Source organism: Thermodesulfobacteriota bacterium, from assembly GCA_036397855.1.
Lineage (GTDB): Bacteria > Desulfobacterota_D > UBA1144 > Nemesobacterales > CSP1-2 > DASWID01.
The window spans coordinates 1-9,459 of sequence record DASWID010000170.1 but is presented as its reverse complement, the minus strand read 5'-3'; the positions used below and the strand labels follow the sequence as shown (position 1 = coordinate 9,459).

Annotated in this window: 7 protein-coding genes; 2 read left to right on the top strand and 5 right to left on the bottom strand. The window is 41.2% G+C overall.

Features of this window, described 5'->3' with window-relative positions:
* A partial coding sequence (locus VGA95_13135) for an EamA family transporter (protein ID HEX9667484.1) occupies positions 1-782 on the bottom strand: 782 nt, incomplete at its 3' end.
* 88 nt (positions 783-870) lie between these two features.
* On the bottom strand, positions 871-1,602 hold the full coding sequence (locus tag VGA95_13130) for a TIGR00730 family Rossman fold protein (GenBank protein HEX9667483.1): 732 nt from the start codon (positions 1,600-1,602) through the stop codon (positions 871-873).
* A gap of 409 nt (positions 1,603-2,011) precedes the next feature.
* Here VGA95_13130 and VGA95_13125 point away from each other — a divergent pair, with 409 nt between their 5' ends.
* On the top strand, positions 2,012-2,851 hold the full coding sequence (locus tag VGA95_13125) for an electron transfer flavoprotein subunit beta/FixA family protein (protein ID HEX9667482.1): 840 nt from the start codon (positions 2,012-2,014) through the stop codon (positions 2,849-2,851).
* A 33-nt stretch (positions 2,852-2,884) separates the two neighbouring features.
* Positions 2,885-3,880 (top strand): electron transfer flavoprotein subunit alpha/FixB family protein, encoded by a 996-nt coding sequence (locus VGA95_13120; GenBank protein ID HEX9667481.1) that lies wholly within the window; start codon positions 2,885-2,887, stop codon positions 3,878-3,880.
* Positions 3,881-3,936: 56 nt separating this feature from the next.
* On the opposite strand, the gene murI is transcribed toward VGA95_13120, so the two are convergent.
* The 3 genes from murI to VGA95_13105 all read right to left on the bottom strand — a co-directional run bounded on the left by murI (position 3,937) and on the right by VGA95_13105 (position 8,716).
* Complete coding sequence (gene murI / locus VGA95_13115) at positions 3,937-4,758, bottom strand: glutamate racemase (GenBank protein ID HEX9667480.1); 822 nt, start codon at positions 4,756-4,758, stop codon at positions 3,937-3,939.
* Between the two features lie 135 nt (positions 4,759-4,893).
* Positions 4,894-6,258, bottom strand: a complete 1,365-nt coding sequence (gene radA / locus VGA95_13110) for a DNA repair protein RadA (GenBank protein ID HEX9667479.1) — start codon at positions 6,256-6,258, stop codon at positions 4,894-4,896.
* 31 nt (positions 6,259-6,289) lie between these two features.
* The gene (locus VGA95_13105) at positions 6,290-8,716 is read right to left on the bottom strand and encodes an ATP-binding protein (GenBank protein HEX9667478.1); all 2,427 of its coding nucleotides are present in this window, start codon (positions 8,714-8,716) and stop codon (positions 6,290-6,292) included.
* Between the last annotated feature and the right edge of the window lie 743 nt (positions 8,717-9,459).

Here is a 9,459-nt window from a genome sequence, read left to right as displayed (position 1 = left end):
TGATAGATCCCGAATAATATCAGCATACTTCCAATTACAATTCCGATATCGAGTTTTGTGCCCAAAATCATCCAATCGAATAGCAATCCACAAACAGGCACAAGCATTGATGAGAAGGTTGCTGTGTTTATGTCCATGTTTTTTAATAGATAAAACCAGATTGTGAAATCTATGGTAGAAGCGACGATTGCGGTGAAAAGGATCGCGTAGATGGATTCCGCTGTCCATTCTACTTTAAAGATCCCCTCTGTTGAAATTGCGAGTAGGGCAAGTCCGGCCGAACCGATTATTAGCTGTATTCCGCTTAACATGTAGGTGTTTTCAGTTGCCATGCGTCTTTTCACGGAAATGTTTGATAGCGCCCATGAAATCGCCCCAATTATAATCAGTAATTCTCCGAATAAAATTAATAGGTTTTGATGCACTAAGGTATCCCAACCCAGTATACATAGAATGCCAAAGCATCCGCTTGCTATTCCTCCCCATTGTGATCGATTTAATTTTTCTTTCAAATAATAGTGGATGAGCAGCATGGTCCAAACGGGCATGGTGTAGAGAAGAACCGCTGTTTTTCCTGCCGTGACGAATTTCATCCCGTATAACATAAAACCAAACATTATAGTCGTCTGGAATAATCCAACGAATACGTAATCAAGCAATTTTTCTCTTTTAGGAAAGGCAATTCCCTTCACGTACAAAAATGGGATTATTGCAAGGCCACCAATAGCGCATCTCCAGGTAGCGAATGTGAATGGTTCCATATAGTTGAGACCAACCTTCATTAGTACCCACGAGTATCCCCAGGTCAAAATAACAAATATCAGGAGAGCAGTATTTAACACCGATTTCTCTATGAAGACGTTTTATAAATCAAGACATAGGGTTTTGTTCGCCAAGAAGCTTGGATGGCGTGGGTATCTTTCTGAGATCTAGAGAAAATTTATCCACTGCATGTTTTTGTAAGTGTGATATAGCCTCTTCTACCGAATCGGTTAAGAGCATCAGTTCAAGATCATTTGCGTTAATAGTTCCTTCTTCGATCATTATTTTCAGAAATCCCATCAATGGTTCGAAGTATTCTTTGCCAATTAGCACTACAGGGAAACTCAGGATCTTTTTTGTCTGGATAAGCGTAATTGCTTCAAAGAATTCATCCATTGTACCTACACCACCAGGTAGAACAACAAATGCATAGGAATATTTAAATAGCAAAACCTTTCTTACGAAGAAATAATCAAACGTAACAAAAAAATCTAAATATGGATTGTGCTTCTGTTCAATAGGTAGACTAATATTGCATCCTACTGATCTTCCGCCTGCATCCTTAGCGCCTCGATTAGCTGCCTCCATGATTCCAGGTCCGCCTCCTGTTATCACGGTGAGACCCAATTTGGCCAGTTTATTCCCTAGATATCGAGCCAGCTTATAATAATGATGATTTTCATCGAAGCGGGCTGAGCCAAAAACCGTTACACACGGTCCAACGAAATGAAGTTTTCGGAAACCTTTTAAAAATTCGGTCATGACTCGTATAATGAACCATAACTCCTGTAGCCTTGAATGAGGACCCTCGATGAATATACGATCCTGAATGAATGACATGAATTGATTTTTGTTTTTAGATCTCGTGTTCGTTTTTTCGTTGTTTATTTGGTTCCTATGCATTTTTTCCCTTCCTTTTCTGAATAAAATCTTGCTAACTATACTGTTTGACAAAATAGGCTAAATGGTTATTCTAATAGCCTTCAAACAACCAAGCAATTTTTAAGTTAGTGCTTTTGAATTCTCAACAAAATTCATCCGTACCGTATTTTAAGGTTTATTACCAAAGCTGCTAACGGTAAATACTAGTGTTGTATTTATTGTCTGGGATAAGGAATATACAACTTTTTATTGAAAAGCATAGGATGGATGATAAACTTATGCTCGCTTTGAACCCTAAAAAGTCATGTTGTCTGTGTGATCATACAGGTTCAAAGCGCTCCTAAAAAAATATAAGGAGGGAAAGAAAGTGAAAATAGTGGTGGTTATCAGTCAGACTCAAGACACTGAGGCTAAGATAAGTGTTGCTTCGAGCGGGGACGCTATAGACACATCATCCATGAAATGGGTTTTAAACCCTTATGATGAATTTGCTGTTGAAGAGGCCCTCAGGATAAAGGAGAAATTTGGTGGGGAGGTGACACTGGTCACGATGGGTCCGGCAAGGGTGGCAGAGGCAATTCGTACTGGACTTGCCATGGGTGCGGACAGCGCTGTTCATATAAAAGACGATAACTTTGGATCTTCAGACAATTATGCCATCGGGAAGGTTATTGCCAGTGAGATAAAGAAGCTCGGTGAATACGATTTGGTATTCACCGGATTTAAGATCATAGACCAGGAGTCGGTCCAGGTCGGGATTCATATTGCAGAGGAGCTAGGTATACCACATGTGGCGCTCGTCAGTAAGATAATACAGATTGATCCGGATCAAAAGAGGATAACGTGTCAGAAGGAGATCGATGGTGGTCATGTTGTCGTTGAGGTACCGCTACCTGCACTAATCACCTGTCCGGATGGAATGAACGAGCCCAGGTACGCTTCACTTCCCGGTATCATGAAAGCAAAGAAGAAGCCCTTGAAGGAGGTAACCATAAATGATATCGATTTGTCTGCAATTGGTTTATCTGTAGAAGATCTTGGCAAAGGTGGATCTCGAGTTAAGACAACAAATATTCGTGTTCCGCAGATTGAAAGAAAGCTGAAGATCATAACTGGTAAGGATAATCCCATGGTAAAGGGGGATGAGGTTAAAGAGTCGGCACGCGAGCTTCTCAGGCTTCTTAGGGAAGAGGCTAAGGTGATTTGATTCAAAGTATAAGGTTTCATAGGAGGAGAATAAATGGGCAAGGACGTTTGGGTGGTAGCCGATCTTAAATTGGACGGAACAATCAGAAAGGTTACGTTTGAAGCATTATCCGAGGCGAGAAGAAAGCTTGTCGGAAAATTGGATGGGACACTTTGCGGTGTTCTTCTCGGCTCTGGAGTTTCTGATCTAGCAGAAGAGTTAGGTAAGTATGGAGCAGAAAAGGTATTTGTGGTCGAACACGACGTTTTAAAAGATTCTAACCCAGATGGATATACTAAAGCGCTTACCGATTTAATAAAAAAATATGAACCCTGTATAGTCATCACAGGTAATACGAATTTTACTGAGGATTACTTTCCCCGGGTCGCCGGAAGATTGCAGGCAGGATTGACTATGGATGCCATTGATATAGACCTGACAGATGATAATAGATTAAAAGTCCAGCGTTATTCACATTCAAGTAAGGTAATTAGTACACAGGAGTTTCTTGATTTTAAACCAATGATGACAACTGTGAGACCAAACTCATTCAAGCCGGAAGAAGATCCAAAATCACTTGAGATTATAAATGAAACTGTGGAAATAAAGCCAGATGACATTTGGACAAATATTATTGAAGTAAAAACAAAGAAGTCTGATCTTCCTGCCCTTACTGAGGCTGATAGGGTAGTCGCAGGTGGCAGGGGTCTAGGAAGCGAGGAGAACTTTAAATATATTTACGAGCTTGCTGAGGCCTTTCGTGCTGCTCCTGGTGCAACGCGTGCCGCTGTTGATGCAGGTTATTGCCCTTATGATATGCAGATTGGCCAAACAGGAAAGGCTATTTCGCCTTCCTTATATGTTGGGGTGGCAGTCTCAGGTGCAATCCAACATTTCTCGGGTATGGGCTCGTCGAAGGTGATAGTTGCGATAAACAAGGATCCAGATGCTCCGATCTTTAAAAAATGCGATTATGGAATATGTGGAGACTTATTTGATGTGCTTTCTCCCCTTGCTGAAGAAGTTAAGAAACTAATGGCACAAGATTAAGCTTTTGTGATTTCGAGAATTAGACGTGGTTAATCTAACTTCGCCTTCTTATTGGCCTACTGTTCCTCTTTTAAATCAATCTGATAAATACGATCTATTTCGCCACCGAGAAATCTTCCGGCTATATTTATGAAAGATTCTGAAACATCGGTAAGGTAGAATTCCTTTTGAGTTTGTGAGGAGTTACCATTTAGCGATTTTTTGTCCTTTAAGATTCTCTTTATTTCTATAGCTGTTTCCTCGGCTGAGTCTATTAATGTAACACTTTCGCCAACCACCTTTTGAATCGTGGGCTTTAGAAGAGGGTAATGGGTGCAGCCGAGTATCAACACATCAATTCCCGAATCCTTTAACGGCCCGAGGTAGTTTCTTGCTGCTAATTCTGCGATTTCACCCTCAGTCCATCCCTCCTCCGCCAATGGGACAAATAACGGACATGCTTTGGAAACCACGTGTATTTCTGGTGATATGTTCTCAATAGCCTTTTTATATGCATCGCTCCTTATGGTTGACGGGGTTCCAATTACACCTACATTCCCTGTTTTTGTAGTGCTGACGGCCTTTCTGGCACCGGGCTCAATAACACCAATAATTGGGATTTCAAGGTCCCATCTAAGACTAGGAAGAGCGACAGCGGAGGCAGTGTTGCAAGCGACAACCAATAGTTTAATCCCTTTTGATACGAGAAATTTGGAATTGATTTGGGAATATGCTATTACTGTCTTGCTTGATTTTGTACCGTACGGAACCCTGGCTGTATCACCTAAATAAACAAAATTTTCATTTGGTAATAACTTTTTTATTTCACTCAGTACTGTTAGACCACCGATTCCCGAATCGAATACGCCAATTGGGGAAGTATTCATGTATTTTGTCATCGATCTTTATCATAGCAGTAGGGGTCTATATGTCAAAGGTGATTTCAACCTGATAATTGCTTGGAGATTGGTTATCTGGATAGGCGCGACTTTCCAGTCGCGCATCTAAAAAAATTACATTACGTGGGTAACCTCCTAAAAGATTGCCTCAATTGCGCTTTCAATGGAGCTTACGCCCACGAGGGATAGGGAGCTGACCGGAGATTTTATTCTTTCAACATTTATTCGTGGTAGAATGCATTTCTTAAAACCTAGTTTCTCGGCCTCTTTTAATCTCAGTTCGACGTGCGAGACCCCCCTTACTTCACCTGACAATCCCACTTCGCCAAACACCACTAAATCGTGGTGTATGGGCCGATTCAAAAAGCTTGAAACAAGTGAAACGCTGACCCCAAGGTCTATCGCGGGTTCCACGATCTTTATTCCCCCCGCGACATTCATGAAAATATCTTGTGCTAATATATTTAGCCCTGCCCTCTTCTCAAGGACCGCCACAAGTAAAGAAACACGGTTATAATCGATTCCGATTGTTGTTCTTCGTGGGACGCCGAAATTACATGGTGATACCAGGGCTTGAATCTCGACAAGTATGGGTCGTGTGCCCTCAATGCTTGGGGTTACGACCGATCCAGAAGCCCCGATGGGGCGTTCTGACAGAAATATTTCAGACGGGTTGTTTACTTCCTTGAGTCCCGATTCCTGCATTTCAAATACACCAATCTCATTAGTAGAACCATATCTATTTTTTACGGCCCTTAATATCCTGTAGGGATGGTCCCTCTCGCCTTCAAAGTAAAGTACTGTATCCACGAGGTGCTCTAGAACCCTTGGACCTGCAATAGTTCCCTCCTTAGTAACATGACCGACGAGAAAAATAGACGTACCTTTAGATTTAGCATAACGCATTAATCTTGCTGCACATTCTCTAATCTGACCTACGCTTCCTGGTGCAGAGGGGAAATCCTCAGTGTAAACAGCTTGGATTGAATCGACAACGACGACATGCGGCGAAAGTTTTGTTATTTCTTCCATAATATGCTCGACCGAGTTTTCCGCAAGCACTAAGAGAGAATCAGATCCTGATCCGGTTCTTTTTGCCCTGAGCTTAACCTGCTCAGGAGATTCCTCACCTGTTACATAGAGAACCTTCAACTTTGATGTGGCTATATTGGTAAGCATTTGGAGCGCCAGTGTTGACTTGCCGATTCCCGGATCGCCGCCAACTAGTACAACTGAACCTGGAACAAACCCGCCTCCGAGCACCCTATCAAGCTCACCTATAAGGGTTGGCAACCTTTCCTCTTTTCCACCTTCTATTTCTGTGATGGGAATGGGTGTAGGTTTCCAGGCCTGTTTAATGGTATTAGCCTTACTTTTCTCAATCCTTTCCTCGACATGGGAGTTCCATTCGTCACATGAAGGACATTTACCAATCCACCTTGGCGATGTATTACCACAATGCTGACATACGAATTGGTATATGGCTTTTGATTTTTTCATCCACTAATAGATTATAGGTTAATGAATTGTATCAGGCCCTAACTTCTGGTTTTCTCTGGTTTCGCCTTGCAAATTTTCTGTAATCCTCGGCCAGTTCCATCAAACGTTTGTCGACAAGGTAATTAACCGTTCCTTTTTTGAATTTACCATCGGGTCCCTTTTTGCCTGCTTCAACACCGGTAAGGATTTCTGTAGCCTCATCAACCGTCTTTACGGGATATATGTGAAATTTCCGACCTTCTATTTCTTCCACAACCTCCCTTTTCAGCATAAGGTTTCTTACGTTCTGGTGGGGAATTATGACACCATGCTGACCTGTTAAGCCATTTGCCTTGCATACATGAAAGAAACCCTCCACTTTTTCATTGACCCCACCGATCGGCTGAATCTGTCCCTTCTGATTTACTGATCCCGTAATGGCAAAGCACTGTTTGATTGGAATGCCGGATAAGCTCGAGATGAGGGCGACCAGTTCTGCCACAGAGGCGCTATCTCCTTCAATCATTTCGTAGCTCTGCTCAAACGCCAGGGTTGCTGATAGACTTAGCGGTTTTTTCTGAGCGTATTTCGTCCCTAAATAACCACTTAGTATAAGGACACCCTTATCGTGTATGCTCCCACTTAGCTTAGCCTGTCTTTCTATGTTCACAACTCCTTCCATCCCCATGTAGGTCTCACAGGTAATTCTCGAGGGTTTTCCGAACGAGTAATCACCCAAATTGTATACGGAAAGACCATTAATCTGGCCTACAACTTCTCCGTCAGTATCTACAAGAATTATCCCCTTATTTATCAGGTCTTGAATCTTTTCTTCAATCATACTCGATCTATATACTTTTTCTTCAATCGCTTTTTCCACATGCGTTCTGGAAACATATTTATTTTTGTTATCTAAACTCGACCAGTAACCTGCCTCCTTAACGATCTTAGAGATTGAGCCGAAGTCTACAGATAATTTATTTTGATCACCGGCAAGCCTGCACGAATATTCAATTACGGCTTCTACTCCGCTTCTGTCAAACTGCTTTAGGTTATCGCTGTCACAAATTGTCTTGATACTACCGGCGTATTGAGAGAGGGTATTATTCTCGATCTCAACAACGGTGTCAAAATCGGCTTTGACTTTAAATAGCTTTTTAAAGTCTTCATCATATGCATATAAGAGATGATAAATAAATGGACTTCCTAACATTATGACCTTCAAATTTAGCTTAATCGGTTCTGGTCTCAGACCTACCGTAGTAATCAATCCATATTGCTGATAAACATCTTCTATACGTAATTCTTGATTTTCTAAGACCTTTTTTAGGGTGTCCCATACAAAGGGATATTTCAGGATATCTAGCGCGTCTGCGACAAGATATCCTCCATTCGCCTTTGCAATGGAACCCGGGTGGATCATTGTAAAATCGGTTGCCAGTACACCAAACCTCGACTCTTTTTCAATTATCCCGAATAGATTTGTATAAGTGGGATTTGACTCAAAAATCAATGGTGCACCTTCTGTGTTTGAGTTATCTATGAAGACATTGACTTTATACTCCGTAAAGGTGGGTTGTTGCTGGGGAATCTTGAAGGGTAGTGCCCCGCTGACATCTCGGCCGCTATCAGGGAGGAAGACATCTATATTTTCAAGCATGTGCTTTTGAACCATATCTAGGTAGTCAATCACATCTGGATAGGAATTGTATTTCTCTCTGATGTGATCGAGGATATCTCTAACGGAGAAGAGCGCGACTTTATTCTCGAGTTCTTTAACCTTATCCATCGCCTCTTTTTCAAGTTTCCTAGCCTGTTTTATTGATTTACCAATTTCCTCTTCGATTCTTTCTTTTCTTCGTCTTATATCCTCTTTTTGATCCTCGTTCAGTTTATTGTAATCTTCCTGAGTTAGTGGTTTTCCTCTAAATAGGGGTATTGTTAAAACTCCCGTCGGGCTAAACTGTAACTGCATGCTTTCCTCTGAGGCCTTCTTATGAAGATCGTCAAAAATGATGTTCTTATTTCTCTGGAACTCGCTCATTATATTCATTCTCTGCTCTTCAAATTCCTTTTTCTCAAATGCCTTGGGTATTTCGGACTTCATTAACTCCAGGAGTTCTTCCATGTCCTTTTTGAAAACCTTTCCCATGCCGGTCGGGAAGCGAATTGCCTTTGGTTCACTCGGCTCGTGCATGTTAAAGACATAGCACCAATCGGGTGGGGTTGGTTTTTCTTTAGCCAGCTTTGTTAGTATTTCATTTATTACACTCTTTTTCCCCACTCCGGGTGGACCCGCTAGATAGAGATTGTAGCCCCCATATTCCATTCCTAGACCAAATTCGATAGCCTTGTATGATCTCTCTTGTCCAATGAACTCTTTACAGGGTAATAGTTCATCTGTTGTTTTAAATCCGAGTTTTTTTAATTCGAACCTCCGGTAGACATCCTGTCCCGATAGTTCTTTGATTTTCTTCATGTGTCAGATCCTACGATAATCTTTTTTTTCATATTTTACCACTGTTCGCGGATTTGGAATTGATCGAATATAATACGAAAAATCAATTGTAGTTGCAAATTATAATTGATAAATCAAAAAGTAATAATTACCTCTAGCCTTTAAGGGTTACACAGTCATGGCAATGACGCAAGGACATGTCGCAACTGTAAAAGCCAGATAATTCGCAGACAAGATCTTTAAAGCTATTCTCTTCAATTATCTAATTTTTTTTCTAGCTTCTTTGTCTTGATACTGAAACGAGTTCAGCACAAGTACAAAGAAGCAACCCTTCGACGGCACTCAGGGCAAGGCTGCCTCCTTGTTGTCATTCCCTAATTCCTTAATAGGGAATCCATGCTTTTACCGCTGGATCCCCGACTACTGATTTCGGGGATGACATAACAACTGAAAAATTTAGATTCACCCCCAACCCGGTCATCCTGAATTTATTTCAGGATCTAATGGAAACAAGAGATGCTGAAACAAGTTCAGCATGACTATGACATTCATCCTCTTAACGCAATTTTTGGAATGCCACTCAAGTCCTTTTCATTCTGAAAAGGATTAATGAAAATAAATCTATTCATGAAATTGTAAGTTTTTTGTCCCCGAATTATCTAACATCTACAGAAATGACCGTAATATTAATTTAACACCGTGGATCAGTCATCACATCCATAAGAATAGATTTGACTTAGACCTTAATTCTTATGACCAATTTC

Excerpts from the sequence above, each read along its gene's own strand:
- VGA95_13130 (HEX9667483.1), bottom strand. The coding sequence starts at position 1,602 with ATGTCATTCATTCAGGATCGTATATTCATCGAGGGTCCTCATTCAAGG.
- VGA95_13120 (HEX9667481.1), top strand. The coding sequence starts at position 2,885 with ATGGGCAAGGACGTTTGGGTGGTAGCCGATCTTAAATTGGACGGAACA.
- murI (HEX9667480.1), bottom strand. The coding sequence starts at position 4,758 with ATGACAAAATACATGAATACTTCCCCAATTGGCGTATTCGATTCGGGA.
- radA (HEX9667479.1), bottom strand. The coding sequence starts at position 6,258 with ATGAAAAAATCAAAAGCCATATACCAATTCGTATGTCAGCATTGTGGT.
- VGA95_13105 (HEX9667478.1), bottom strand. The coding sequence starts at position 8,716 with ATGAAGAAAATCAAAGAACTATCGGGACAGGATGTCTACCGGAGGTTC.